Genomic DNA, 24,635 nt, shown 5'->3' on the forward strand with positions numbered 1-24,635 from the left:
TGGTTATCTATGACATGCGCCGTACGCCAGTGCGGCGCATGATTCATTTCAGCACTGCGAGATCCCGCCCATGATGCGTCAGTATGAGCTTGTCGAGCGCGTCCAGCGCTACAAGCCTGACGTCAACGAGGCGCTGCTCAACAAGGCCTATGTCTACGCCATGCAGAAGCATGGTCACCAGAAGCGCGCCTCCGGCGATCCCTATTTCTCGCATCCGCTCGAAGTCGCCGCCATCCTCACCGAAATGCACATGGATGAGGCGACCATCGCGGTTGCCTTGCTGCACGACACGATCGAGGACACCACGGCGACCAGGGCCGAGATCGACGAGCTGTTCGGTCCGGAAATGGGCAAGCTGGTCGAAGGCCTGACCAAGCTGAAGAAACTCGACCTCGTCTCCAAGAAGGCCGAGCAGGCGGAAAACCTGCGCAAGCTGTTGCTGGCGATATCGGAAGACGTTCGCGTGCTGCTGGTCAAGCTTGCCGACCGCTTGCACAACATGCGCACCCTCGACCATGTCCCCGAAGCCAAGCGTCTGCGCATCGCCGAGGAAACGATGGATATCTATGCGCCGCTGGCCGGGCGCATGGGCATGCAAGGCATGCGCGAGGAGCTCGAGGAGATCGCCTTTCGCTTCATCAATCCCGAAGCCTACCGCGCCGTCACCGCGCGGCTCGCCGAAATCTTCGAGCGCAACAAGGATGTGCTGTCCGAGATCGAGAAGGCGCTGTCCACGCTGTTCGACAAATATGCGATCAAGGCCGAGGTCAAGAGCCGTCAGAAGAAGCCGTGGTCGGTGTTCCGCAAGATGGAGGCCAAGGCGCTGTCCTTCGAGCAGCTGTCCGACATTTTCGGCTTTCGCGTCGTCGTCGATACCGTCGAGGACTGCTACCGGGCGCTCGGCGCCATCCACACCACGTGGTCGATGGTGCCCGGCCGCTTCAAGGACTACATCTCGACGCCGAAGCAGAACGACTACCGTTCGATCCACACCACCATCGTCGGACCGTCGCGGCAGCGCGTCGAGCTGCAGATCCGCACCTATCAGATGAACAAGATCGCCGAATATGGCGTTGCCGCGCATTCGATCTACAAGGACAGCGGCGGCAAGGTGAACGGCACTGCCCATGCGATCTCGAAGGAGACCAACGCCTATGCCTGGCTGCGACGCACCATCGAGCAGCTTGCCGAAGGCGACAATCCCGAGGACTTCCTCGAAAACACCAAGCTGGAACTGTTCCAGGACCAGGTGTTCTGCTTCACACCCAAGGGAATGCTGATCGCGCTGCCGCGCGGCGCCACGCCGATCGACTTCGCCTATGCGGTGCACACCGATGTCGGTGACACCTGCGTCGGCGCCAAGGTCAACGGCCGCATCATGCCGCTGATGACCGAGCTGAAGAATGGCGACGAGGTCGAGATCATCCGCTCCAAGGCGCAGGTGCCGCCGGCAGCATGGGAATCGGTCGTCGTCACCGGCAAGGCGCGCTCGGCGATCCGCCGCGCCACCAAGAATGCCATCCGCAAGCAGTATTCGGGTCTCGGCATCCGCATACTGGAACGCGCTTTCGAACGGTCAGGCAAGATTTTTACCAAGGAAAGCTTGAAATCGGTGCTGCATCGGCTGGCACGAAAGGACATCGAGGATGTGCTGGCCTCTGTCGGCCGCGGCGAACTTGCCTCCACCGATGTCATCAAGGCGGTGTTTCCCGACTACAAGGACGAGCGCATCACGCTGGCGGCGCCCAAGCAGCGCGAGGAGGGCTGGTCGAAGATCCGCAACGCCGCCGGCATGCTGTTCCAGATTCCGGGCCGCGCCGCACGCAAGGACAAGGACCAGCCAAGGGACGGCGCCGTGCCGATCCGCGGCGTGCGCGGCGACCTGCCGGTGCGCTTCGCGCCGGAAGGTGCTGTGCCCGGCGACCGCATCGTCGGCATCGTGCAGCCGGGGACCGGCATCACCATCTATCCGATCCAGTCGCCGGCGCTGCAGGCCTTCGACGACCAGCCAGAACGCTGGATCGACGTGCGCTGGGACATAGACGAGCGCACCAAGGAGCGGTTTCCGGCGCGCGTCTCGGTCACCGCCATCAACGCGCCGGGCTCACTGGCCGACATTGCGCAGGTCGTTGCATCCAACGATGCCAACATCCATACATTGTCGATGGTGCGCACCGCGCCTGATTTCACCGAAATGCTGATCGATCTCGAAGTCTGGGACCTGAAGCACCTGAACCGGCTGCTGTCGCAGCTCAAGGACAATTCGAGCGTCAGCGATGCACGGCGCGTGAATGGGTGAATAGTGAATAGTGAATAGTGAATAGTGAATAGTGAAAGAAAGGTGCTCTCACTGCCGACCGCCAACTACTGACTACTGACTACTGACCATTCACCATTCACTATTCACCATTCACCACCATCCACACGGAGCGAACAATGAACACCGACGAAGTGCTGGGCGTTTTCCGTGAGGCCGGTGCCGTTCTCGAGGGGCATTTCATCCTGACTTCGGGTTTGCGTAGCCCGGTCTTCCTGCAGAAGGCGCGGGTCTTCATGCATGCCGACAAGACCGAGCGCCTGTGCAAGGCGCTGGCCCAAAAAATCCGCGCTGCTGTGTCCGGCGGGATCGATTACGTCGTCGGCCCGGCGATCGGCGGGCTGATCCCGGCTTACGAGACCTCGCGCCATCTTGGCGCACCGGCGATCTGGGTCGAGCGGGAAGCGGGCGAGTTCAGGCTCCGCCGCTTCGAGATCGCCAGGGGGGCGCGCGTCGTCATCGTCGAGGACATCGTCACCACTGGCCTGTCGATCCGCGAGACCATCGACTGCCTGCGCGCGCTTGGCGCCGAGGTGGTTGCCGCTGCCTGCATCATCGACCGCTCGGCCGGCAAGACCGATGTCGGCGTGCCGCTGATCGCGCTCGCCGAATATGAGGTTCCGGCCTACCCGGCCGACAGGCTGCCGCCCGAGCTTGCCGCCATACCGCCGGTCAAGCCGGGCAGCCGCAACATTTAAGGCATGTCGCCCAAAAGCATGCCCTCCTTGGGCTTGAACCGGGGCTTGAACCGAGGTGCGCAGCGGTTTGGGGACACGACCTGCCAAAACAAACATTAACTGAGGCGCTTCGTTGATTGCCGGTATCGATCATTTCGTGCTGACGGTTAGCTCCGTCGAGGACACCTGCGCCTTCTATCAGCGCGTGCTCGGCTTCAAGCGCCTCGACGAGCCGGACCGGCCGACGGCGCTGCTGTTTGGAACGCAAAAGATCAATGTGCATGAGGCAGGCCACACTTTCGAGCCGAAGGCCAAGGCGCCGACGCCGGGCTCCGCGGATTTTTGCCTGGTCGCCGCGCGCCCGCTCGCAGAGGTATGCGCCAGCCTGGCTGCCAATGGCGTGGCGATAGAAGTCGGGCCGGTCGAGCGGATCGGAGCCCGTGGCCCGATGATGTCGGTCTATTTCCGCGATCCGGACGGCAATCTCGTCGAGATCAGCTGGTACAACAGGTAACCGGAAATTTCGGCGCGAACGAGCGCATCGGCAAGTCGGCTTGCGGGCAACCGTGTTCACGCCCGCCGCAGCCATCATCGAGGTGCGACGCGCTTTAGTTTTGCCAAAGCCACAGCTCAGGCCAGTTCCGCTTCCACAGGGCAGTCAAGGCAAGCGGTATAGTTGCAGAGCCGGCAAATACGGTATGCATGGTCCTCGGTGCTGACGAGCCCACGCAACAGCTTGGCGGCAAGGTTACCGAATTCCTGCAGCTCCTCCTGACTTAGAACAGAGAGCGCTGACGCGAGCCCTTTCTGGCGAGCGGAAAGAATAGCACTGCATGTCGTCTCGCCCAGAGGAGTGAGCCTTAGCGCTACCGCGCGATGGTCGTCAGGCGCCGAGAACCGAGCCGCCAATCCCTCCGCGACCAGTCGATCGACCAGTCTGACGGTGCCCGAATGGGACAGTGACAATGCGCGGCGCAGCCTCTCGATCGACAGGCCCGGTACGTGGCCAATGAGGGTGATCGCGGAAGCCGCTGGGCCGGGCTCCGGTGCTTTGGCCTGAGCGTCCCGCTGCAAAATGTCCGCAAAGGCGAGCGCTAGAGCGCCAATCACATTTTCAATCCTGGAATCGGTCATCGCCAAAAAATATATGCTCGGAGCATATACATCAAGGTCGAATTATTATATGCTTTGAGCATACAAATCGAAAGGAGAAGGCCATGTTTACCTCTGCAACCGCCAACGCTCCGTTCGTGGCGCGCATCAATCAAGCTGGCTACCACCTTGCTGCCGTCGGTCGCGCGGTAACCCTTCTGGGGGTGGTGCTCCCTCTGCTGTTGATCGGCATTTTGAAATTTACTGCAATCGAGATCGAGGCGCTTAGGCCATTCATCGAGAATACGCCTTGGCTGGCATGGCTCTATCCCGCGTTCGGATCTGCGGGAGCCTCCTACTTCCTGGGCGTGGTCGAACTGGTCACAGCGCTTCTGCTGATAGCATCTGTCCGCAGCGTTTGGGCCGGCCTCGCGGGGGGTGCCATCGGCTCAGTCATCTTCGCGCTGACATCCTCGACAATGCTCACCCTGCCGATCTGGGAAACGGGCTCCGGAGGGTTTCCCTTCCTCAACGGGTTAGGTGCCTTTCTGATCAAGGATGTCGCCTTGCTCGGAGTGAGCCTGGTCATATTGGGGAGCAGCCTTCAGCAACTCGTATCCGACCTCGGCCGAAAAATTGATCGTGGTGATGAACAACGCATCGAGAGGTGAGGGCATGTCTCTACTGGCTATCTGGCGCAGGACGGACGAACCAGGGCACGATGTCGTGCAGCTAACCCAGACAGATTTCGGCTGGCTCCTCAATGGAGCCGCTGTATACCTGTCGGACGCGGGCCCGGCACGTTTGGACTACACTGTGCAACTGGCCGACGATTGGACGACCAAATCCGGCAGCGTTCGCGGGTTCATCGGTTCCCTGTCAGTTGATCTCACAATAATCCGCAACGAGACCGGCTGGACTGTCAATGGGCAGCGGCAGCCGGCGGTTCAGTCGATGGTGGACCTGGACTACAGCTTTACGCCGGCGACGAACCTGCAACAAATTCGCAGAATGAACCTGAAGGTCGGCGACAAGGCGGATTTTCCGGTGGCCTGGCTGGTGGCTGGCGTGTCGAGTTTGGTTGTTCTGCCGCAAAGCTACCATCGTGTGAGTGAGACCGAGTACATCTACGAGGCTCCCACAGTGCCATACCGTGCCACGCTGCTCATTCCCGAGGCTGGCTTTGCCGAGGATTACCCCCACGGTTGGGTTTTCGAGACCGGCAACGCCGGCCGTGCACTATAGGAGTGCGGCTGAAGCTTTGCTGCTCGCAAGCTGACGTCCATGCAACTTGCTGCTTCGGGGCAAGGCGAGCCCGTCGCATTACCTCCTGTGGCAGACCATCGCGGCAGCGATTCGTTGTCTTGGGGCTTGGGTGTCGCTATATCGAAGCCTCGATTGCCTTCCGGCGTGCAACCGGGTGGCCGGGCCGGCGTATTGGATCAGGACAGGGACAGAGTGCTTTTTCGACGCCGCAAGTCTGATGGTCTTCCTGAGCGGGTGCGCACCTACGTATGGCCACGCCGCTCTTTCTCGCGCTCCATGCGCCTGACGAACAGAGCTGGAACGGCCGGACGGGAAGTTCCCGCTCAATGATCATTGGCATCGGCAGCGACCTGATCGATATCAGACGCATCGAAAAATCGTTGGAGCGCCATGGCCAGCGCTTCATCCAGCGTATCTACACCGAGGTCGAACAGGCCCGCTCCGAAAACCGCGGCGCCCGCGCCGCCTCTTATGCCAAGCGTTTTGCTGCCAAGGAGGCGTGCGCCAAGGCGCTGGGCACCGGTATGGCGCAAGGGGTGTTCTGGCGCGACATGGGCGTCGTCAATCTGGCCAGCGGCAAGCCGACGATGGCGTTGACCGGCGGGGCGGCGGCGCAGTTGGACAAGATCCTGCCTGAAGGGCACAGGGCGGCGATCCACCTCACCATCACCGATGATTTTCCGCTTGCTCAAGCCTTTGTGATAATCGAGGCGATGCCCGTCGAATAAGCGCCATATTGATCGCATCTGACCACCGGCATGACGTTGCCCAGCGCGCGCCGAGACTCTATACCAACCAACGCATAATCGAGGACGACATGAGCGTGGCTGAAAAATCCCAGAAGAAATCCGGCGGGCTTGGCGAAACCGTCAGCGTCATCGTCCAGGCGCTGTTGCTCGCTCTGGTCATCCGCACGCTTCTTTTCCAGCCATTTTCTATACCGTCCGGGTCGATGCGGCCGACCTTGCTCGAAGGCGACTATCTCTTCGTCACCAAATGGTCCTATGGCTTCTCGCGCTATTCGCTGCCGTTCGGGCCGGACCTGTTTTCGGGCCGCATCTGGGGCGCCGAGCCGAAGCGCGGCGACGTGGCGGTGTTCAAGTTCCCGCCGGATCCCTCCGTCGACTACATCAAGCGCGTCGTCGGCCTGCCGGGCGACAAGATCCAGGTCAAGGATGGCCAGCTCTTCATCAACGGCGTCGGCGTGCAGCGCCAGAAGGTCGGGCAGATCGACAATCGCGACATCACCGAGGAGAGCGGGCCGGTCGACGTCTATCGCGAGACATTGCCGAATGGCGTCAGCTATGACACGCTCGACCTGATACCCAACTCGATCGGTGACAACACCCAGGAGTTCGACGTGCCGCCCGGCCACTATTTCATGATGGGCGACAACAGAGACAATTCCTCGGACAGCCGCTTCACCGTCGGTTTCGTGCCCGACGAGAACCTGGTCGGTCGCGCCAACCTCATCTTCTTCTCGATCGGTGGCAGCGCCAGCCCGCTCGAAATCTGGAAATGGCCGTCGCAGATGCGCGCGTCGCGCCTGCTCCATTTCGTCAGATAGGTCATGGTGGCGACAAAACGGCTGACCGTCGACGCGCTCGCCGAAGCGCTCATGGAGCGCACCGGCCACGCCTTTGCCGACCGACAGCGCTTGCAGCGCGCGCTGACCCATGCCAGCGCCCGCAGCAGCCATGCCGGCATAGACTATGAGCGTTTCGAATTCCTGGGCGACCGCGTCCTCGGCCTGGTCGTCGCCGACATGCTGCTGGCGGCGTATCCTGATGCTGCCGAAGGTGAGCTGTCGCTCCGGCTCAACGCGCTGGTCAATGCCGAGGTGCTGGCGGACATCGCCGAGGAGATCGGCCTGCCGGAGTTGATCCGTGCCGGCTCGGACGTACGCGGCCTGGACGGGCGCAAACGCGTCAATCTGCGGGCTGATGCGCTGGAATCGCTGATCGCCGTGCTCTATCTCGACGGCGGGCTGGAGGCGGCCCGCGCCTTCATCCACAAATACTGGCGGCCGCGCTCGCAGGCCATCGGCGCCGCCCGCCGCGATGCCAAGACCGAGTTGCAGGAATGGGCGCATCAGGCGGCAGGCGCCGTGCCGGTCTACATAATTGACAGCCGCGAGGGACCGGACCACGATCCGCTGTTCACCGTCACCGTCAAGGTCGGCGCCTATCCGCCGGCGACCGGCAGCGGGCGCTCCAAGCGCGAGGCCGAGCAAGCCGCCGCGACTGTGCTGCTGTTGCGCGAAGGCGTCTGGCTGAACAAGGGGAGCGCGGTATGACCGCAACCGAAGACGTCCCGCCGCCGGCAACAGAAGCCGCCACCACGCATTCCGGCTTCGTCGCGTTGATCGGCGCGCCCAATGCGGGGAAATCGACGCTGGTCAACCAACTGGTCGGCGCCAAGGTGTCGATCGTCACCCACAAGGTGCAGACGACGCGCGCCATCGTGCGCGGCATCGCCATCCACAACAACGCACAGATCGTCTTCGTCGACACGCCGGGCATTTTCAGACCGAAGCGGCGGTTGGACACGGCGATGGTGACGACCGCCTGGGGCGGCGCCAAGGACGCCGACATCGTGCTGCTGCTGATCGACGCCGAGCGCGGCATCAGGGGCGACGCCGACGCGATCCTCGAACGGCTGAAGGATGTCCGCCAGCCGATGGTGCTGATCCTCAACAAGGTCGACCGGGTCAAGCCCGAGGCGCTGCTGGCCCTGTCCGCGGCAGCGAATGAAAGAGTGCCGTTCAAGCGCACCTTCATGGTCTCGGCGCTAACCGGGTCGGGCTGCAAGGACGTGCTCGACTATCTCTCGGAAACCCTGCCTGCCGGCCCCTGGTATTACCCGGAAGACCAGATCTCCGACCTGCCGATGCGTCAGCTGGCGGCCGAGATCACCCGCGAAAAGCTCTATCTCAGGCTGCATCAGGAACTGCCCTATTCCTCCCATATCGAGACCGAGAAATGGGAAGAGAAGAAGGACGGCTCGGTGCGCATCGACCAGACCATCTATGTCGAGCGTGACAGCCAGAAGAAGATCGTGCTCGGCCACAAGGGCGAGACGATCCGTGCCATCGGCCAGGCGGCACGCATGGAGATATCCGGTATCCTCGAACAGAAGGTGCATCTTTTCCTGTTCGTCAAGGTGCGCGAGAACTGGGGCGACGACCCCGAGCGCTATCGCGAGATGGGGCTGGAGTTTCCGCATTAGAGCATGGTCCCGAAAAGTGGGAGCCGGTTTTCGGAAAAGATCATGCTTGAACAAGAAGTCACTATCGACACAGCCCTCGTGAGCCGGTTGGTCGCCACGCAATTTCCTCGATGGAAGGATCTTGCTGTCCGGCCGGTTGCATCAGGCGGATGGGACAACAGGACCTTTCATCTCGGAGACCATATGCTGGTGAGGCTGCCGAGTGCGGCCGCCTATGCCTTGCAGGTCGAAAAGGAACATCGCTGGCTGCCAAGGCTTGCGCCTCTGCTGCCGCTGCCTGTCCCTGTCCCGCTGGCGATGGGAGCCCCGGCCGACGACTATCCCTGGCATTGGTCCGTCTACCGCTGGATCGAAGGCGAGACGGCTACGCTGGAGCGTATTGCCAGCCTGCCGCAATTCGCGGCCGGCCTGGCCCAATTGCTGGTCGCCCTGCAACGGGTCGATCCCGCCGGTGGACCGGCGCCAGGGCAGCACAACTTTTTTCGCGGCGGACCACTGAGCGTCTACGACGGTGAGACCCGGCAAGCAATTGCAGCCCTCGACGGCAGGATCGATACGGTCGCCGCGAGTGCGGTGTGGGAAGCAGCGCTTGCCGCGACATGGCACGGTGCGCCCGTCTGGTTCCACGGTGACGTCAGTTGGGGAAACCTGTTGGTCAGGCAAGGTGCTTTGAGCGCCGTGATCGACTTCGGAACTTCAGGCGTGGGCGATCCCTCGTGCGACTTGGCGATTGCGTGGACGCTCTTCGAAGGGAAAAGCCGAGAGGTGTTTCGCGCCGGTCTTCAGGCCGACGAGGCAACCTGGGCGCGAGGCCGTGGCTGGACGCTATGGAAAGCGCTGATTACGGTCGCCGGCCATATAGACATCAATCCAATCGAGGTTGAAAAGTCGCGACGCGTGATCGATGAAGTGCTTGCCGATCACCTCCGCGCGGACCGCCGCGGAGGGCACCGACACAGCGCCTGAAAAACTTGATTTCGCCACCGAAGCGGTGACAAGCTGCGTTCATGGAATGGCGCGACGAGGGAATTATTCTCGGCACCCGCAAGCATGGCGAAACCAGCGCCATTCTTGAGGTCATGACGCGTGCGCACGGCCGCCACCTCGGCCTTGTGCGCGGCGGCCGCTCGCGCAAGCAGCAGCCGGTTCTGCAGCCCGGCAACCGCGTCGACCTGTTGTGGCGGGCGCGACTCGACGAGCATCTGGGCACCTTCCAGGCCGAGGCGATCGAGATGAACGCCGCCCGGCTGATGGACAGCGCCGTCGCCATCTATGGGCTGCAGACCATGGCGGCGCATCTGCGCCTGCTGCCCGAGCGCGACGCGCATGACGGCCTCTACGAGACGCTGGCCGTGATGATCGCCCATCTCGACGATGCGGACGCCGCTGGCGAGCTGGTGGCGCGCTTCGAATTGCTGATTCTCGACGAACTCGGCTTTGGCCTCGATCTCAGCCAGTGTGCCGCGACCGGCGCCAGGCAGGACCTTGCCTATGTCTCACCGAAGTCCGGGCGCGCCGTGTCGCGCCAGGCCGGCGCGCCATGGCGCGACAAGATGCTGGTGCTCCCCGCATTCCTGCAGCGCGGCTCCGGGCTGCGCGCCGATCCGGCGGCGATCGAGGACGCCTTCCGGCTGACCGGCTTCTTTTTTGCCCGCCATGTCTACGAGCCGCGCGGTATCGAGGCGCCCGGCGCCCGCACCGGCTTCCTCGCCGCCCTGCGCAAGCACCATGCGCTGCATAAGGTGATCGGGAGAGAGACCGTTACATGAGCGAAGCGGAACTCTATCCCGGCCGGGTGTCGCCGCTCCGCCTCGGCATCGCTGAATATACCGGCCTGGAATTGCTCCAGCGCATTATCGACAACAAACACAAGGCTCCGCCGCTGGCTTTCGGCACCGAAACGTGCTCGATCTTTCCGGCCGCCAATCTGGCGGCGGGCTGACTCGGCTGGCCGTCTGGCCGCCGTATTTGTCGGTCACTACTGGCTTGGTTTGGGGGAACCGCCATGTTCGAAAGCCTGATCGGCCTGGTCGCGATCATCGCGCTGTTCGTCATTATCTCGCGCCAGCAGAGCCGCATCGGCCTGATCGAGCGCGAACTTGGTGCGCTGCGCAGCCTCGTGCTTTCGGGCGTCCATGTTGGCCCGCCGCAGGCCAAGCCGGTAGAACAGCCCGCAAACGACAGCATGCCAGCAGACGCGGCAGTTGCGGCCGTCACCGACATTGCCCCGCCATCGGCGGGCGAAGCTGCTGCTGAGGAAAAGCCGCCCACGCAGGTTGAAGCCGGGAAGGCTGCATCCGGACCGTGGGCTGCGGGTGAAGCGGCGCCGGCTGGGCCTGCACCTGCGCAACCGGTGGCCGCGACGGCGAAACCGGCCCAAAAACCCGATATTGAAACGGCGCTCGGCACCCGCTGGGCGGTCTGGGTCGGCGGCATCGCGCTGGCGCTGGGCGGGCTGTTTCTGATCCGCTACACCATCGAGGCCGGCATTTTCGGTCCCGGCGTGCGGCTGAGCATGGCAGCAATGCTCGGGCTCGTGCTGGTCGCCGTCGGCGAGTTCATCCGCCGTACCGGCTTCAAGGTGCCGGTGCAGGGAGTCGCCGGCGCCTATATTCCGGCGATCCTGACGGCGGCCGGTGCTTTCATCCTGTTCGGCACGGTTTATGCCGCGCATGGCGTCTACGGCTTCATCGGGCCGGCGCTCGCCTTCACGCTGCTCGGCGCCATCGGTGTGGCGACGATCGCAGCAGCCCTCGTCCATGGCCAGGCGCTGGCCGGTGTCGGCCTGCTCGGCGCGGTGGTGACGCCCATGCTGGTCGCCTCGCAGGCGCCGAATCCTTGGGCGCTGTTCGGCTATTTGGCGATTGTGCTCACCGCTACCGGCGTGATCGCCCGCCTGCGCGACTGGAAATTGCTGATGGCGGCAGCGTTCGTCGGCACCGGCCTCTGGACCATTCTTTACATGACCGATGCGCCGGGCACCAACCTGCCTGTCGTCCTCTTTATCAATGCGGTGACCCTGGCGGTGCTCGCCCTCGTCTGGCTCGGCCGTCGCGGTGGCGAAGCAGGACCCGCCAGGGGCTTCGACTGGCCATCGGTCGCGCCTGGCTTCTTCGTCGGCCTTTCGGCGATGGCGCTGTTCGTCGACCCCGCATACGCTGCCGGCGATGCTCTGCCGGGTGCAGCCCTTATCGCAGCCCTGGTCGCGGTAGCGCTCTACCGGCCGCTGGCGCTGGCGCTTCTGCACGCCGCAGGGCTGGCGACGGTTCTGGTCTATCTCGGCATCATTCCGCCAACCTCTGTCGTTTCAGACTTTTCGGGCGGCGCTCTCGGCGTCGATGGCCTGCCGGCGGCAGTTGCCGATACGCTGATGCTCAGGATCGGCATCGTTCTCGGACTTGTGTTCATCGCAGCCGGCTTCTGGGCAGCGCGCAAATTTGCTGCATCGGCTCACATCCGCGCCGCCTCATGGGCGGCATGGGGCGTTGTCGCACCGCTGGTCATTCTGTTGGCGCTCTGGTTCACCTTCGGCAATCTCGACCGCGATCTTGTCTACGCGGCGGTTGCAGCCATTCTGGTGGGGGTCTTCGCCACCGGCGGCGAGTGGATTGCGCGCGGTGAACAGCCGCCGCTGCAGGGCGGTGCGGCCGTCTCGTTCGCGCTTGGCGGGGCAGCAGTCGCTGCCTTGCTGATGCTCTACATGGCCTTTGGGTCCGGCTGGACGACCATGCTTCTGGGTGCCGCGGCCATCGTGCCGGCGCTGGCCACCCGCTGGCGTGCCTACCCGGTGCTCGGCTGGATTTCGGTCGCTGCGGTCATCGCCGTGCTCGGCCGCATCGCCTTCGATCCGACAATCGTCGGCGCTGAATTCCTGTCGAGGACGCCGGTGTTCAACTGGCTGCTGCCGGGCTACGGCGTGCCGGCGCTTGCCTTCGGCTTCGCCGCCTGGCAACTCGCCCGCACCACAAATGGCCGGCCACGCCTCGCCATGGAAGCGGGCGCAGCACTGTTTGCAGTGCTCACGGTTGCCATATTGGTGCGCCATGCCATGCATGGCGGCGTCATCGACATGGGTGCTGCGACGCTCGCCGAGCAGGCGATCTACACGCTGATCGCCATCGGCGCCGGCGCAATCCTGGTCGCCATCGACATGCGCTCGCCAAGCTTGGTGCTGCGCTATGGTTCGCTTGCCGCGGGCATCGTCTCGGTCGCCTTCATCGTCATCCAGCATTTTGTGGCGCTGAACCCGCTGTTTACCGACGAATCGACTGGCCGGATCCCGGTGTTCAACCTGCTGTTCCTCGCCTATCTCTTGCCGGCCCTCGCTGCCGGGGGGCTCGCGCTTTACGCACGTGACAAGCGGCCGAAATGGTATGCCGCGATGCTGGCGCTGGTGGCGGCGCTGCTCGCCTTCGTCTATGCGACGCTATCGGTGCGGCGGCTGTTCAAGGGCGAGTTCATCGGCCTGTGGAGCGGCCTCGGCCAGCTCGAGACCTACACCTATTCCGCGCTGTGGCTGATCATCGGCGTGGCGCTGCTAACCGCCGGCGTCTGGCTGAAGTCGCAGGTGCTGCGCGTTGCGTCGGCCGCGCTGATCTCGGTCGCTGTCTTGAAGGTGTTTCTCTTCGACATGTCGGAACTGGAAGGCGTGCTGAGGGCGCTGTCCTTCATCGGCCTTGGCGCAGTGCTGATCGGCATCGGCCTGTTCTACCAGCGACTGCTGACAAGAGCGGCGAGAGGAACCTAAGGGATCGTCTGTTTGAATGTCCAATAAAATGGAATAGTTGAAGGTTCAGCAGGAGATATTCAAAAGTGCCTCTTTATATTCGCGACAAAGAAGTGGATGCGCTGGCCGCAAAATTGCAGTGTGAGATCAACGCTGCCAGTAAAACGGAAGCAGTGCGGATTGCACTTTTGCATGAACTTGAGCGTAACCACGCCCGCAAGCCTTGGCGTGACAGGATTGCGGTGTGGCAGGAGAAGTGTGCCGCGTTGGGGCCATCCGACCCCAACTTCGACATGAAGGCATTCACCGACGAGGCATGGGAAGACTGACGTTGGCGAGCCCGATCCGGGCGGTTCAACTGTGAGCCCCAATACGGCGCGGGATGTTCCGCAGCGCTGGAGGGACAGCACCCCCCTCTGCCCTGCCGGGCATCTCCCCCGCAAGGGGGGAGATTACGCGCGCACGGGTGCTTTACTCAAATCTCCACCGTTGCGAATTGCGCGGAGCGCCGAAACTGCCGATCTCCCCTCTTGCGGGGGAGATGGCCGGCAGGCCAGAGGGGGGTGCGAAGGAACTCGACGGCTCTATTCCAGATCGCTGGCCTTCCGGCACATGCCGCGGCGGGTTATCGGGCCTTTGTCGCGTCGCCCGCGATGGGAGGACTCTGCTTCGCCTCTCAATCCCACCCGGGAATAAATCCCCCGCCGCCAGCGTTATCTTGTTGCTTGGGTGGCCGGGCGGCGGACCGCTTCGCGTTGGCCGCTTGCGCCGCGCCGTGAAGGCGCGTTCAATCGGATGAACAAGGGCGACCTCAGAACCAGCGGTCATGGACGACAAGAAGGCAGCAATCCTGGGCGAGATACCACGCCTGCGCCGTTATGCGCGCTCGCTGCTGCGCGATCGCGATTCCGCCGACGATCTCGTCCAGGACTGTCTCGAACGGGCGCTTGTGCGGCTCGACAATTGGCAGACTGGAGAAAGCCCCAGGAGGTGGCTGTTTACGATCATGCATCATTTGTTCATCGACCAGATGCGCAAGGTGAACCGGCGCGGCGAAGCAGCGATCCTGCCGCTGGAAGCGCGCGAGGCGCAGGCAGCGCCCGCTGAGCAGGTGGAGAGCATCGCCTCGCGCGAGATCATCGACGCGTTGCAGGCGATCAGCCCCGATCGGCGCGCAGCACTGGTCATGGTCGCCATCGAAGGCTTTTCCTATGCCGAGGCCGCCAATATCCTCGGCGTCCCGGCCGGCACGCTGATGTCCCGCATCGCGCGCGGGCGTGACGAGTTGCGCGGGTTGCTGGATGATGCCGCGCGTCGCCGGGCGATAAGGATCGTCGAGAAATGACCCGGCGCGACTTTTCCGAACGCGACATCCATATGGCCCTCGATGACGAGCTGCCGGTTGACGAGCGCGTGGCTTATGATGCCTGGCTCGAGGCCAATCCTGAAATGAAGGCGAGGAGCGTCCGCTATGTCGCCGACCGCGCAGCGCTGCGCGCCGCCTTCGCCGGCGTGCTCGACGAGCCAGTGCCGGCGCGGTTGCAAAATATCGTGTTCGGTGAGGCGCCGGTCAAGACCGCGGCATCGAGCTCGCGCTGGTGGCGGGCGGCTGCCGCAGCGGCGATGTTGGCCATCGGCGGTGTCGGCGGTTATGTCGCCGGCATCGACCATCTCGGTGTGGAAGACCCGGCCGAGGACCAACTCGCCGAGCAGGCGATCGCAGCCCATGTCCTCTATGCCGCCGAGCAGCGGCACGCGGTGGAAGTGCCGGCCAGCGACAAGGATCATCTGCAGACCTGGCTGTCCAACAGAGTCGGCCTGAAGCTGGTCGCACCGGATCTGGCGGCGCAAGGATTCCAGCTCGTCGGCGGTCGGTTGCTGCCCGCTGGCGAGAGCAAGGCCGCGATGTTGCTTTATGAGGACGCCAAGGGCGAGCGCATCTCGCTGTTCGTCACAGCGGAATCGGCCGAGAAGACCAAGGGCACTTATGGAGCGGAAGAAGACGGCCCCGAGGCGATCTACTGGTTGGACAAGGGCTATGGCTGCGCCGTCGTCGGCTCGCTGCCGCGCGCGCAGCTGACTGCAGTGGCGAAGAGCGCCTACAGCCAGCTTGTCGCCGGGCTTGCCAGCTGAGCTGCGCTGTTTTTCAAAGCTTGCGTCTACAGCGCCGCGTCTTTGGACACGCAAAGGACGCTGTAGCACTTTAATTTGCGCATCATCCTTTCCGAAAATCGATTTCGATTTTTTTGGGGGTCATGCGCCGCCGAAACTGTAGAAATTTCAGCCCGAACCGAGGTGCGATAGCGCTTGACGGATGCTGGCGCTTCGGCTGTGTTGTCGACACTTCTGACCAGGCCTTTCCAAGAATCCAATCGAGGTTTTCCAAGCCCGCATGCCTGCCGAGATCCGCACGGCCCGCGCGTCCGACGTCGATGACCTCGCGGCGATCGAAAAAGCTGCTTTCTCTGGCGACCGCATTTCCCGCCGTTCCTTTCGTCAGTTGATCGAACGCGAGACCGCCGAGATGCTGGTTGCCGAAAACGACGGCCGCATCGCCGGCTATGCGGTCGTGCTGTTTCGCAAGGGCAGCGGAGTCGCGCGGCTCTATTCCATTGCCACCGGTCCGCTTTTCGGCGGGCTCGGCATTGGCCGCATGCTGTTGAAACGGGCCGAGGAAGCCGCCTTCGAGCACAACCGCATGATGCTGCGTCTCGAGGTGCGCGAGGACAACAGCCGAGCCATCCGCATTTACGAGCAGAGCGGCTACCGCAAGATCGGCCGCGAACCGGGCTATTACGAGGACGGCGCCACGGCGCTGCGCTACGAAAAGACCCTGCGCGGCGACATTCCGGTCGCCACCAGGGTGCCGTTCTACCAGCAGACCTGCGAATTCACCTGCGGCCCGTGCTGCCTGATGATGGCGATGGCCAATTTCGATGCCGGCTTCGTGCCCGACCCGGTGATGGAAATCCGTTTGTGGCGCGAGTCGACCACCGTTTTCATGATGTCGGGGCCGGGCGGCTGCGAGCCGTTCGGCCTCGCCGTTGCCGGCCACGAAAGCGGGCTGTCTGCCGAGATATATGTCTCCTTCCATGGTGCGCTGTTCCTGCAGTCGGTGCGCAGCCAAGACAAGCGCCGCGTGATGGAACTGGCGCAGGTCGACTTTCGCCGGCGCGCGGAACGTTACGGCATCCCGGTGAATTACCGTCCATTCGCCATCGACGATATCCGCACCGCAATCGCAGAAGGAAAACTGGTGTTGGTCCTGATCAGCGGCTTCCTTATGTTCGGCAAGAAGGTTCCGCACTGGGTGCTGGCCATCGGCGACGATGGCGACCATATCCTGATCCACGATCCCTGGGTCGAAGACGAGAGACAGGAGACCATCCTTGATGCCGCCAACATTCCGGTGCCTTACGGCATCTTCATGAACATGGCGCAATTCGGCCGCGATGGATTGCGTGCCGCCATAATCCTCGGAAAGCGCTGAAGACAATGACCTGGGTCATCCTTACCGGCCGGCAGAACGATCTCGATCAGGTGGCGACACCGCACAAGATCATCACCAATCGCGACTATCTTGCGCATCCGGCGCTGTTTCGCGGCCAACGGCCGAAAGTCATCAACCTGTCGAACAATTACGGCTACCAAAGCCGCGGCTACTATGCCTCGCTGCTCGCCGGTTCGCGCGGTCACAAGGTCATTCCGACGGTCGAGACGATGATCGACCTGTCCGAGCGCAAGCTCTACGAGCATGCGCTGCCGGAGCTGGAACTCGCACTCAACAAATGCCGCAAGGATCTGGGCGGAGCCTTTCCGCAAAAAGTCTGCATCTTCTTCGGCATCGGCTCGTCGAAGATATGGGATCGATTCGCCAAGCTTTTGTTCGACTGGTTCCGGGCGCCGGCGTTGGAAGTCCACATCACGGACAGCGCTGAATGGGCCTCGATCCGCAAGATCGGCTTCCATCCGCTGGCCAGGATGACCGAGGAGGAAGAAAAGCGCTTTCTTCAGTGCCTTGAGACCTACACCAGCCGCGAGTGGCGTGACACCAAGGGCCGCACGCCGGCGCGCTACACCTTCGCCACGCTGGTCGATCCGCATGAGGAGTTGCCGCCATCGGAGATCTCGTCGCTGCGCTATTGGGCCAAGATCGCCGAGAAGATGGGCGTCGAAATCGAGCCGATCACCAAAAAGGATCTGGCCAAGCTCGCCAACTACGACGCGCTGTTCATCCGCGAGACGACTTCGATCTCCAATCACACCTACCGCTTCGCGCGCCGCGCCCAGCAGGAAGGCATGCCGGTCATCGACGATCCGCTGTCGATGATCCGCTGCACCAACAAGGTCTATCTCAACGAGCTGATGACCTACAACAAGGTGCCGGTGCCGCCGACGGTGATGATCGCCGGCATCTCGGACCTTGAAGTGGCGGCGCAGACGCTGGGCTTTCCGCTGGTGCTGAAAATCCCGGACTCGTCGTTTTCACGCGGCGTCAAGAAATGCGCCACCTTTGAGGAGCTGAAGACGCTTGCCACCGAATGGCTGGAGGATTCCGATCTCCTGATCGCACAGAAATTCATTCCGACCCAATATGACTGGCGCGTCGGCGTGCTCGGCGGCCAGCCTCTGTTTGCCGTGCACTACCTGATGGCCAAGAAGCACTGGCAGATCGTCAACCACAAGGCCAACGGCAAGCCCGACCAGGGCGGCATCAAGACCTTCACCTTGAAGGAGGCGCCGGCCCATGTCGTCGAGACGGCGGTGAGGGCGGCGCGCTGCATCGGCGATGGCCTCTACGGCGTCGACCTCAAAGAGACCAAGGACGGTGTCTTCGTCATAGAGGTCAACGATAATCCCAACCTCGATCATGGCTGGGAGGACTCTGGCGAAAAAGACGAGGTATGGGTGCGGCTGACGCAGTGGTTCCTGGAGCGGCTCGACCGACAGGGACGGTAGCAGGGATTCTATCCGATCGACGCCCCGGCCTTCAATCCGTCGCGGCAGGCTCACACCTTCGGCTCCCCGCCCGAACACGGCGCTGTATCCCCTCAGCGTTTTTCAGTCGGCCGGCTGCACTGTTTGGCGCCGCGATTTCTCGATTGCCGCATACCGTTTGAGAAACGCGTTTTGCGCCCAGGTCACCGAACGCGGGGTGAAATCGAAGCGGTCGGCATTGAAGCCGCGCGGCCGGCCGAAGAATTCGGTCGCCTCGGCGGTCGAAAAGCCGGCAAGCAGCGTCGCCTCGAAATAGGCGGCGATCTGGTCGGCGCGCTTGATCTCGTTGCGCAGGCCCGCAACAGGTTCGACCGGCAGCGAAAAGCGCAGATGGATGGCACGCTGCAGCCTCAGCTCGCACTCCTTGTAGCTGCCGCCCATCACCGATTTGAACGGTGAGATCATGTCGCCGATGACATATTCCGGCGCGTCGTGCAGCAAAGCCGCCAGCCGCGCATCGGCTGGGGCGTCCGGCACCAGCTCGCCGAAAAGCGCCTCGACCAGCAGCGAATGCTGGGCGACGGAAAAGGCGTGATCGCCGATGGTCTGGCCATTCCAGCGGGCGACGCGGGCAAGCCCATGGGCGATGTCCGAAATCTCGATGTCGAGCGGCGAGGGGTCGAGCAGATCGAGCCGCCGGCCCGACAGCATGCGCTGCCAGGCGCGCGGCGGCGCGCCGGGACGGTCGGCCGCCATCAGGCCTCCTCCGCGCCGACGGGTTCCTGCGGGAAGATGAATTTCGCCCAGGCCGGGATGGTGAGCGACACCGGGACGTCATCCGCCATGATCGGCTGGCCGGCGTCGAGCGCTGCCTTGACGCGGTCGATGCGGGCTATGGCGAGGCCCGCCGTGCCGGCGGCCGTGCCAAGCGTGCCGACCGGTCGCCCTGCAACTGTCAACTCTGTGCCAGGAGCGGGCAGGGGCCGTTCGGCCGAAACGATCAGCACCCGCCGTCTGGCGGTGCCGCGATGCTGCATCCGCGAAACCACCTCCTGGCCGACATAGCAACCCTTCCTGAAGCCGACGCCGCCGATCTCGTCGAGCAGCACATCATGCGGGAAGGCGTCGCCGAGCTGATAGTCGCTGCCACTTTCGGCAATCCCATGGGCGATGCGCAGAGCTTGCCATGCGGCCGGGTCGCCGCCGGCGGCAGCGGCGTCATAAAAGCGATTGACGACTGCGTCGCGGAACCGTGCATCGGCAACCGGCGTTGAATCAAACTGCGAAGCAGTTGAATCATTCCCCCAAACAACAGCGACAAGTCCCTGATCTGCCTTGGCGATCTCGACCTTGGCCCGCAATTTGTAGAGCATCAGCCGGCGCATGAAATCGTCTGATATATCGGATCGGCATTCAAGCCGGAACAAATTCTCGCCAGCGCGGGAGATCAGGAAGTCGAACAGAATCTTGCCTTGCGGCGTCAGCAAAGCGCCCGGCTTTGCCTCGCCGGCAGCCAGCGCGTCGAGGTCGGTGGTCAGAATGTTCTGCAAAAAACTCTCGGCATCCGGGCCTGACACGGAAACGAGCGCGCGGTCTTTCAACTGGGCAAAAGGCATGGGCGGAAAAGAACCTGATCTTGCAAAACGGTCGGCCATTACGTAAGCCGCTGGCACTCCCCCCGCAAGAGACCGGATCAGCATGGCCACGACCTACGACCTCATCCTGACAGGCGGCACGGTGGTCAACCACGACGGCGAAGGCCGGCGCGACATCGGCATCAACGGCGGGCGCATCGCCGCTATCGGCGATCTCGGCCAGGCTTCCGCTGGCGAAACGGTCGACTGTCGCGGCCTGCACATCCTGCCGGGCGTCGTCGACAGCCAGGTGCATTTCCGCGAGCCGGGGCTGGAGCACAAGGAAGATCTGGAGACAGGTTCGCGGGCAGCGGCGCTGGGCGGCGTCACCGCCGTCTTCGAGATGCCCAACACCAACCCGCTGACCACGAGCGAAGCAGCGCTTGCCGACAAGGTTCGGCGTGCCACCGGCCGCATGCATTGCGACTTTGCCTTCTGGGTCGGTGGCACCCGCGAAAACGCAAAGGACGCCGGCGACCTTGAGCGGCTACCCGGTGCTGCCGGCATAAAAGTGTTCATGGGCTCGTCGACCGGTGACCTTTTGGTCGAGGACGATGAAAGCGTCGCCTCGATCCTGAGGAATACGCGCCGCCGTGCGGCCTTCCATTCCGAGGACGAATTCCGGCTGCGCGAGCGGCTCGGCGAACGCATCGAGGGCGACCCGGCCTCGCATCCTGTGTGGCGCGACGAGATCGCCGCCTTACGCTGCACCGAGCGCCTGGTGCGCATTGCGCGCCAGGTTCGCGCCCGCATCCACGTGCTGCACATCTCGACCGCCGAGGAGATTGTTTTCCTCGAACAGCACAAGGACGTCGCGACCTGCGAGGCGACGCCGCATCATCTGACGCTGAGCGCGGACGATTATGCGCAGCTTGGCACGCTGATCCAGATGAACCCGCCGGTGCGCGCATCGCGCCACCGCGACGGCATCTGGCGCGGCATTGCGCAAGGCATTGTCGATGTGCTGGGTTCCGACCACGCCCCGCACACGCTGGCCGAGAAGGCGAAACCCTACCCGGCCTCGCCGTCGGGCATGACCGGCGTGCAGACGCTGGTGCCGATCATGCTCGATCACGTCAATGCCGGCCGGCTGACGTTGCAGCGTTTCGTCGACCTGTCCAGCCACGGCCCGCAGCGTATCTTCGGCATGGCCAGGAAAGGCCGCATCGCCGCCGGCTACGACGCCGATTTCACGATCGTCGATCTGAAGCGCCGCGAGACCATCACCAATGCGCAGGCAGGCTCGAAGGCCGGCTGGACGCCCTACGACGGCCGGCAAGTCACCGGCTGGCCGGTCGGCACGATCGTGCGCGGCCGGCGCGTAATGTGGGAAGGCGAGATCGTCACCCCAGGACAGGGTCGGGCGGTGGAGTTTTCCGAGGCGCTGGCGGTATAGAGCGGCGGACTTTCAAATCGCATCGTCCCGCCGCTTATCTTCTGTTTGAGCATCGGATTTTCCCAAAACCGGTATCCACTCCTATGCTCTGGGCGGGCTTGAGGGTAGGAGAGGCTATGCCGCTCAGTCTCCGGCGACGAAAAACGTCCACTGTCCATCCGGGGTGATGCCGACGCGGTAGAAGATGTAGGCGCCGAACTGCTTCATGCTGTCATAGTCGCCTGCGGTGACGATCTTAAACAGCTCGACCCGCTGCCTGGCGTCGAGCTTGTCCAGCGGCAGTGCGAAGAAATATGGCCAGACATAGAGCTCCTGCGGCGTGCCGACATCGACATGGACATAGCCGGCACTGAGCACCTCTTCCAGGATGGCGAGGATTTCCTGGCCTTCCGCGTCGCCCGAAAGCCCTTTCAGGAAGGTGATCGGATCGCCTTCGATCTCGGCCAGCGACAATTGTGTCATCGCATCGCCCTGGCCGATCAGCGGCCGGAGTTTTTCGATGTCGCCGCTCTTGCAGGCCCCGATAATCAAATCGTGCATGCGCCTGACCGGCTCCGGCAGCTTGCCGAGATCGTAGACGACCTCGGGCAAGGGTTCATCCGGGTCGACTTGCGGATTGGCTATGCCACCATCGTCTGTTGGCCCGCCCGGTTCGACCTGTTCCCGTTCGTCGGGTGGCGTCGGTTGGCTCGCCGCAGGCGGCGTCGCGCCGAGCGGGCCGGGCGTCGGCACCGCGGTTCCGGGCGGCGACATGCCGTCGTCGGCGGGCGGCGTGACTGGCGAGGGCAGGTCCTCGCGCTTGATTTCACTCAAAGCATAGGCGGGGCTGATTGCGAGGCAAAGCGCCAGCGGAAACGCGGCGCAAAAAGCGGCAAGCCGGATGCTGAGGGCCAAGCCACGCGGCTGGCCTGACGTCGAAGAATTCACCGCCTGCCTCTCCATGATTCCGTCCAGCTGCCCAGGCCCGCCCAGGTGCCCGGGGCATGACGCCCAAGCGGCACGCCGTCATCGAAGAGCCTGATGCCAATCAGTGCCTCAGCCGTCCCGGCTCGAAGGCCCCAGCTATCACCTTTTCACGCATGCGGTCGAGCAAGGCAAGGGCTGAGGTCTCGCCATTGGCGCGCAGCATCTCGCCGAACGCGGTTTCGAGGGCCGCCTCGGCAATGATTTCCGTCTCGATTCCGGCCGAAAGCCCTTCCGCCCAGGCCTCGCTGTGGCTTTCCACTGCAGTCAGGCGCTTTTCTTCCCTGACCAGCGCGTCGATGTCGTTGACGCCATGTTCCATTGCGATGTCCACCCTTTTCAAGCGGCGATCCGGCGGATGCGGATCAGGCTTGGGCTGTCCCTTTTACTCGCAGGTTAAGTAAGTACTTGTAAATACGACATTTCTGGGGTCGTTTCGACAAGGGTTCGTCACGTTTTGCAAACCTGCGTTCGATCCGATTCAAAACTTAGCCGATTAGGCCGGCGAGCGGGATTAAAACCTTCAGTTTGAGTTAATTCCACATCCGCGCCGTAACGTTTTGTTAACACCGTTGCAGAAGTGCAACACAACAATTGCACCAAGACGCACCAGACACAAGCGGGCCGGGACACAAGCGGGCCGGGACACAAGCAGGGGGAGCCAGGCTCAGTTGCCGTAGCGCGAGGCGATGTCGCGCGACAGCGTCTCGCCTTCCTTCATGTAGCGGCTGATGGCTTCGGTCGCCGAGGCGGTACACTGTGTATAGGTGCCGCCAAAGGAGCGGTAGCCGCGGTTGAAGCTGGCGATGAAGCTGGCGCGCCGCTCCGGGTTCGGGTTTTCCGAAGCAATCAGCTTCTCCATCTCGACCCGCCATTGGTCGCCCTTCTCGCCGCACAGATTACGCAGGAAATGCAGCGACCCAAGCACCTCGGCCAGCCGCATCAGCCCCGGCTCGAACGGCGACTCGGCGGCCATGGCCGGCCGCGCCCCGATTGCCGTACTGGCGGCGAGGCAAGCTGCAAGGAAAACCGATGTGCGGATCATAAATCTATGTGGCCAAACAATTTGTCGCCTGCAAGGCGATTTTGGAGGTTACGCGCCTGTATTCCTGAGCAATTCGTCGGCAACGGCAAACACTGAAGCGGCAATCGGCAGCGCCGTCATTTCGCTGAGTGTATAGAAGGCGGCGGTCTCGGCGTCGTCGCTGGCCACGGGCTCGCCGCCGGCATAGGTGGCGCCGAATACCGTCAGCAGATAGTCGACCGGGTGCCCGTCGCTGCCGCCGTCGATGTGGATTTCCCGAAGGCGGCGGTAGTTGTGCGCATGCAACCCGGTTTCCTCCAGCAATTCGCGCTGCGCGGCTTGTTCCAGCGTTTCGCCGGCCTCGACCTTGCCGCCTGGAAACGCGTAGAATCCTTGCGAAGGCTGCCGCGCCCGCTTGACCAGCAGCACCGTGTTGCCGCGGACAATGGCGACCGATACAGCTGGGAGTATTTTGCGCATCTCGTCCATGGATCTCCGATCGCCATTTGCCGCAGCCGGTTGTGGACCGGTCGGCGAGAGCAAGCATTAGCGGTTGCGCCGCGCCGGTTCCATCGCCACCTTCACATCCGACCAAATCCAACGAGTTTTTAGCTTATGTGCGGACGCTTCGCCTTGACCGCCACGCCGGACCGGGCCGCCGCTTTTCTCGGTCTGCCAGAACTGGAGGATTTCCCGCCCCGCTACAACATCGCACCGACGCAGCCGGTGCTGATGGCGATTGCAGGCGTGCCGCGGGCGCCAGGCTCGAACCTTCCAGACCGGCAGCCGATGCTGGTGCGCTGGGGGCTGATCCCGGCGTGGGTGAAGGACACGCGTGAGTTTCCTTTGCTGTTCAACGCGCGCTCGGAGGGAGCCGCGCAAAAGGCCTCGTTTCGCGCCGCCATGCGCCATCGCCGCGCTTTGGTGCCGGCTTCCGGCTTCTACGAATGGCGTCAATCAGGCGGCAAGAGGGGACAGCCCTATTGGGTGCGGCCGAAGCATGGCGGGCTTGTCGCCTTCGCCGGACTGATCGAGACCTATGCCGAGCCGGGCGGTTCGGAGATGGACACCGGCGCCATCCTGACCGTCAGCGCCAATGGCGACATTGCCCATATCCACGACCGCATGCCGGTGGTGATAGATCCGCAGGATTTCGCCCGCTGGCTGGATTGCCGCGCGCGCGAGCCGCGCGACGTGGCCGACCTGCTCAGACCGGCACAACTCGATTTCTTCGAGGCCGTCCCGGTTTCCGACCTCGTCAACAAGGTCGCCAACACCGGACCGGAGATTCAGGAAAGGTGGCCGGAATTCAAGAAGGCCAGGCGCCGGAAGCCGGGCGCCGACGACAGTCAGATGAGCTTGTTTCAGCAGTAG

At 63.2% G+C, this 24,635-nt stretch carries 27 protein-coding genes; 20 read left to right on the top strand and 7 right to left on the bottom strand.

Features of this window, described 5'->3' with window-relative positions; genetic code table 11:
• The first annotated feature begins 70 nt into the window (after positions 1-70).
• The 3 genes from AC0L2R_RS15235 (at position 71) to AC0L2R_RS15245 (ending at position 3,508) form a co-directional block, all read left to right on the top strand.
• Positions 71-2,299, top strand: a complete 2,229-nt coding sequence (locus AC0L2R_RS15235; RefSeq protein WP_023800771.1) for a RelA/SpoT family protein — start codon at positions 71-73, stop codon at positions 2,297-2,299.
• A gap of 137 nt (positions 2,300-2,436) precedes the next feature.
• A complete protein-coding gene (gene pyrE / locus AC0L2R_RS15240) occupies positions 2,437-3,015 on the top strand; it encodes an orotate phosphoribosyltransferase (RefSeq protein ID WP_473509941.1) in 579 nt (192 codons plus the stop codon).
• Between the two features lie 112 nt (positions 3,016-3,127).
• On the top strand, positions 3,128-3,508 hold the full coding sequence (locus AC0L2R_RS15245; protein WP_473509943.1) for a VOC family protein: 381 nt from the start codon (positions 3,128-3,130) through the stop codon (positions 3,506-3,508).
• A gap of 116 nt (positions 3,509-3,624) precedes the next feature.
• Here the strand turns inward: AC0L2R_RS15245 and AC0L2R_RS15250 are convergent, their stop codons facing one another.
• The gene (locus AC0L2R_RS15250; protein WP_473510087.1) at positions 3,625-4,128 is read right to left on the bottom strand and encodes a MarR family winged helix-turn-helix transcriptional regulator; all 504 of its coding nucleotides are present in this window, start codon (positions 4,126-4,128) and stop codon (positions 3,625-3,627) included.
• A gap of 83 nt (positions 4,129-4,211) precedes the next feature.
• On the opposite strand from AC0L2R_RS15250, the gene AC0L2R_RS15255 reads away from it, so the two are divergent.
• The 15 genes from AC0L2R_RS15255 (at position 4,212) to AC0L2R_RS15325 (ending at position 18,265) form a co-directional block, all read left to right on the top strand.
• The gene (locus AC0L2R_RS15255; protein ID WP_473509945.1) at positions 4,212-4,757 is read left to right on the top strand and encodes a DUF417 family protein; all 546 of its coding nucleotides are present in this window, start codon (positions 4,212-4,214) and stop codon (positions 4,755-4,757) included.
• Complete coding sequence (locus AC0L2R_RS15260; RefSeq protein ID WP_473509947.1) at positions 4,735-5,331, top strand: putative glycolipid-binding domain-containing protein; 597 nt, start codon at positions 4,735-4,737, stop codon at positions 5,329-5,331. The genes AC0L2R_RS15255 and AC0L2R_RS15260 overlap by 23 nt, the downstream gene beginning before the upstream one ends.
• A gap of 347 nt (positions 5,332-5,678) precedes the next feature.
• Complete coding sequence (gene acpS / locus AC0L2R_RS15265) at positions 5,679-6,080, top strand: holo-ACP synthase (protein WP_023800765.1); 402 nt, start codon at positions 5,679-5,681, stop codon at positions 6,078-6,080.
• A gap of 89 nt (positions 6,081-6,169) precedes the next feature.
• On the top strand, positions 6,170-6,919 hold the full coding sequence (gene lepB / locus AC0L2R_RS15270) for a signal peptidase I (RefSeq protein ID WP_473509948.1): 750 nt from the start codon (positions 6,170-6,172) through the stop codon (positions 6,917-6,919).
• A gap of 3 nt (positions 6,920-6,922) precedes the next feature.
• A complete protein-coding gene (rnc, locus tag AC0L2R_RS15275; RefSeq protein WP_473509950.1) occupies positions 6,923-7,648 on the top strand; it encodes a ribonuclease III in 726 nt (241 codons plus the stop codon).
• Positions 7,645-8,580 (top strand): GTPase Era, encoded by a 936-nt coding sequence (gene era, locus AC0L2R_RS15280; RefSeq protein ID WP_473509952.1) that lies wholly within the window; start codon positions 7,645-7,647, stop codon positions 8,578-8,580. Before rnc ends, era begins: the two co-directional genes overlap by 4 nt.
• A 42-nt stretch (positions 8,581-8,622) precedes the next feature.
• Complete coding sequence (locus tag AC0L2R_RS15285) at positions 8,623-9,546, top strand: aminoglycoside phosphotransferase family protein (RefSeq protein WP_473509953.1); 924 nt, start codon at positions 8,623-8,625, stop codon at positions 9,544-9,546.
• A 41-nt stretch (positions 9,547-9,587) separates the two neighbouring features.
• Positions 9,588-10,349: a DNA repair protein RecO gene (gene recO, locus AC0L2R_RS15290; RefSeq protein WP_473509955.1), complete on the top strand. Its 762-nt coding sequence runs from the start codon at positions 9,588-9,590 to the stop codon at positions 10,347-10,349.
• Positions 10,346-10,522 carry a hypothetical protein gene (locus AC0L2R_RS15295; protein WP_473509957.1) on the top strand — a complete coding sequence of 59 codons (177 nt, stop codon included), beginning with the start codon at positions 10,346-10,348 and terminating at the stop codon, positions 10,520-10,522. Before recO ends, AC0L2R_RS15295 begins: the two co-directional genes overlap by 4 nt.
• Before the next feature lie 63 nt (positions 10,523-10,585).
• Positions 10,586-13,327, top strand: a complete 2,742-nt coding sequence (locus AC0L2R_RS15300; RefSeq protein WP_473509958.1) for a DUF2339 domain-containing protein — start codon at positions 10,586-10,588, stop codon at positions 13,325-13,327.
• Positions 13,328-13,392: 65 nt separating this feature from the next.
• Complete coding sequence (locus tag AC0L2R_RS15305) at positions 13,393-13,635, top strand: type II toxin-antitoxin system VapB family antitoxin (RefSeq protein ID WP_473509959.1); 243 nt, start codon at positions 13,393-13,395, stop codon at positions 13,633-13,635.
• Positions 13,636-14,132: 497 nt separating this feature from the next.
• Positions 14,133-14,651: a sigma-70 family RNA polymerase sigma factor gene (locus tag AC0L2R_RS15310; RefSeq protein WP_128172707.1), complete on the top strand. Its 519-nt coding sequence runs from the start codon at positions 14,133-14,135 to the stop codon at positions 14,649-14,651.
• Entirely contained in the window at positions 14,648-15,439 is a 792-nt protein-coding gene (locus AC0L2R_RS15315) for an anti-sigma factor family protein (protein ID WP_473509961.1), read from the top strand. Before AC0L2R_RS15310 ends, AC0L2R_RS15315 begins: the two co-directional genes overlap by 4 nt.
• A 259-nt stretch (positions 15,440-15,698) precedes the next feature.
• Positions 15,699-16,796 (top strand): peptidase C39 family protein, encoded by a 1,098-nt coding sequence (locus AC0L2R_RS15320; protein ID WP_473509962.1) that lies wholly within the window; start codon positions 15,699-15,701, stop codon positions 16,794-16,796.
• A 5-nt stretch (positions 16,797-16,801) separates the two neighbouring features.
• Positions 16,802-18,265 (top strand): RimK family protein, encoded by a 1,464-nt coding sequence (locus tag AC0L2R_RS15325; protein ID WP_091590488.1) that lies wholly within the window; start codon positions 16,802-16,804, stop codon positions 18,263-18,265.
• A gap of 102 nt (positions 18,266-18,367) precedes the next feature.
• Here the strand turns inward: AC0L2R_RS15325 and AC0L2R_RS15330 are convergent, their stop codons facing one another.
• Positions 18,368-19,000: an HD domain-containing protein gene (locus tag AC0L2R_RS15330; RefSeq protein WP_473509964.1), complete on the bottom strand. Its 633-nt coding sequence runs from the start codon at positions 18,998-19,000 to the stop codon at positions 18,368-18,370.
• Positions 19,000-19,860, bottom strand: a complete 861-nt coding sequence (ygfZ, locus tag AC0L2R_RS15335) for a CAF17-like 4Fe-4S cluster assembly/insertion protein YgfZ (protein WP_473509965.1) — start codon at positions 19,858-19,860, stop codon at positions 19,000-19,002. Before ygfZ ends, AC0L2R_RS15330 begins: the two co-directional genes overlap by 1 nt.
• Before the next feature lie 82 nt (positions 19,861-19,942).
• On the opposite strand from ygfZ, the gene AC0L2R_RS15340 reads away from it, so the two are divergent.
• Positions 19,943-21,274 (top strand): dihydroorotase, encoded by a 1,332-nt coding sequence (locus AC0L2R_RS15340; RefSeq protein WP_473509967.1) that lies wholly within the window; start codon positions 19,943-19,945, stop codon positions 21,272-21,274.
• Between the two features lie 123 nt (positions 21,275-21,397).
• On the opposite strand, the gene AC0L2R_RS15345 is transcribed toward AC0L2R_RS15340, so the two are convergent.
• From AC0L2R_RS15345 to AC0L2R_RS15360, 4 genes are all read right to left on the bottom strand, one after another.
• On the bottom strand, positions 21,398-22,201 hold the full coding sequence (locus AC0L2R_RS15345) for a hypothetical protein (protein WP_473509968.1): 804 nt from the start codon (positions 22,199-22,201) through the stop codon (positions 21,398-21,400).
• Positions 22,202-22,301: 100 nt separating this feature from the next.
• On the bottom strand, positions 22,302-22,559 hold the full coding sequence (locus tag AC0L2R_RS15350; protein ID WP_023800747.1) for a hypothetical protein: 258 nt from the start codon (positions 22,557-22,559) through the stop codon (positions 22,302-22,304).
• A gap of 345 nt (positions 22,560-22,904) precedes the next feature.
• Positions 22,905-23,282, bottom strand: coding sequence for a TIGR02301 family protein (locus tag AC0L2R_RS15355; RefSeq protein ID WP_473509970.1), 378 nt, complete (start codon positions 23,280-23,282; stop codon positions 22,905-22,907).
• 48 nt (positions 23,283-23,330) lie between these two features.
• Complete coding sequence (locus AC0L2R_RS15360) at positions 23,331-23,750, bottom strand: NUDIX hydrolase (RefSeq protein WP_473509971.1); 420 nt, start codon at positions 23,748-23,750, stop codon at positions 23,331-23,333.
• 126 nt (positions 23,751-23,876) lie between these two features.
• Between AC0L2R_RS15360 and AC0L2R_RS15365 the strand changes: the two genes are divergently transcribed.
• A complete protein-coding gene (locus tag AC0L2R_RS15365) occupies positions 23,877-24,635 on the top strand; it encodes an SOS response-associated peptidase (RefSeq protein WP_473509973.1) in 759 nt (252 codons plus the stop codon).

The organism is Mesorhizobium sp. WSM4820, assembly GCF_055811075.1.

Coding starts and splice junctions, on each gene's coding strand:
- era (WP_473509952.1), top strand. CDS start 7,645: ATGACCGCAACCGAAGACGTCCCGCCGCCGGCAACAGAAGCCGCCACC.
- AC0L2R_RS15350 (WP_023800747.1), bottom strand. CDS start 22,559: ATGGAACATGGCGTCAACGACATCGACGCGCTGGTCAGGGAAGAAAAG.
- AC0L2R_RS15330 (WP_473509964.1), bottom strand. CDS start 19,000: ATGGCGGCCGACCGTCCCGGCGCGCCGCCGCGCGCCTGGCAGCGCATG.
- ygfZ (WP_473509965.1), bottom strand. CDS start 19,860: ATGCCTTTTGCCCAGTTGAAAGACCGCGCGCTCGTTTCCGTGTCAGGC.
- AC0L2R_RS15325 (WP_091590488.1), top strand. CDS start 16,802: ATGACCTGGGTCATCCTTACCGGCCGGCAGAACGATCTCGATCAGGTG.
- pyrE (WP_473509941.1), top strand. CDS start 2,437: ATGAACACCGACGAAGTGCTGGGCGTTTTCCGTGAGGCCGGTGCCGTT.
- AC0L2R_RS15255 (WP_473509945.1), top strand. CDS start 4,212: ATGTTTACCTCTGCAACCGCCAACGCTCCGTTCGTGGCGCGCATCAAT.
- AC0L2R_RS15285 (WP_473509953.1), top strand. CDS start 8,623: ATGCTTGAACAAGAAGTCACTATCGACACAGCCCTCGTGAGCCGGTTG.
- acpS (WP_023800765.1), top strand. CDS start 5,679: ATGATCATTGGCATCGGCAGCGACCTGATCGATATCAGACGCATCGAA.
- AC0L2R_RS15360 (WP_473509971.1), bottom strand. CDS start 23,750: ATGGACGAGATGCGCAAAATACTCCCAGCTGTATCGGTCGCCATTGTC.
- AC0L2R_RS15310 (WP_128172707.1), top strand. CDS start 14,133: ATGGACGACAAGAAGGCAGCAATCCTGGGCGAGATACCACGCCTGCGC.
- AC0L2R_RS15250 (WP_473510087.1), bottom strand. CDS start 4,128: ATGACCGATTCCAGGATTGAAAATGTGATTGGCGCTCTAGCGCTCGCC.
- AC0L2R_RS15315 (WP_473509961.1), top strand. CDS start 14,648: ATGACCCGGCGCGACTTTTCCGAACGCGACATCCATATGGCCCTCGAT.
- AC0L2R_RS15300 (WP_473509958.1), top strand. CDS start 10,586: ATGTTCGAAAGCCTGATCGGCCTGGTCGCGATCATCGCGCTGTTCGTC.
- rnc (WP_473509950.1), top strand. CDS start 6,923: ATGGTGGCGACAAAACGGCTGACCGTCGACGCGCTCGCCGAAGCGCTC.
- recO (WP_473509955.1), top strand. CDS start 9,588: ATGGAATGGCGCGACGAGGGAATTATTCTCGGCACCCGCAAGCATGGC.
- AC0L2R_RS15295 (WP_473509957.1), top strand. CDS start 10,346: ATGAGCGAAGCGGAACTCTATCCCGGCCGGGTGTCGCCGCTCCGCCTC.
- AC0L2R_RS15355 (WP_473509970.1), bottom strand. CDS start 23,282: ATGATCCGCACATCGGTTTTCCTTGCAGCTTGCCTCGCCGCCAGTACG.
- AC0L2R_RS15365 (WP_473509973.1), top strand. CDS start 23,877: ATGTGCGGACGCTTCGCCTTGACCGCCACGCCGGACCGGGCCGCCGCT.
- AC0L2R_RS15340 (WP_473509967.1), top strand. CDS start 19,943: ATGGCCACGACCTACGACCTCATCCTGACAGGCGGCACGGTGGTCAAC.
- AC0L2R_RS15320 (WP_473509962.1), top strand. CDS start 15,699: ATGCCTGCCGAGATCCGCACGGCCCGCGCGTCCGACGTCGATGACCTC.
- AC0L2R_RS15235 (WP_023800771.1), top strand. CDS start 71: ATGATGCGTCAGTATGAGCTTGTCGAGCGCGTCCAGCGCTACAAGCCT.
- AC0L2R_RS15260 (WP_473509947.1), top strand. CDS start 4,735: ATGAACAACGCATCGAGAGGTGAGGGCATGTCTCTACTGGCTATCTGG.
- lepB (WP_473509948.1), top strand. CDS start 6,170: ATGAGCGTGGCTGAAAAATCCCAGAAGAAATCCGGCGGGCTTGGCGAA.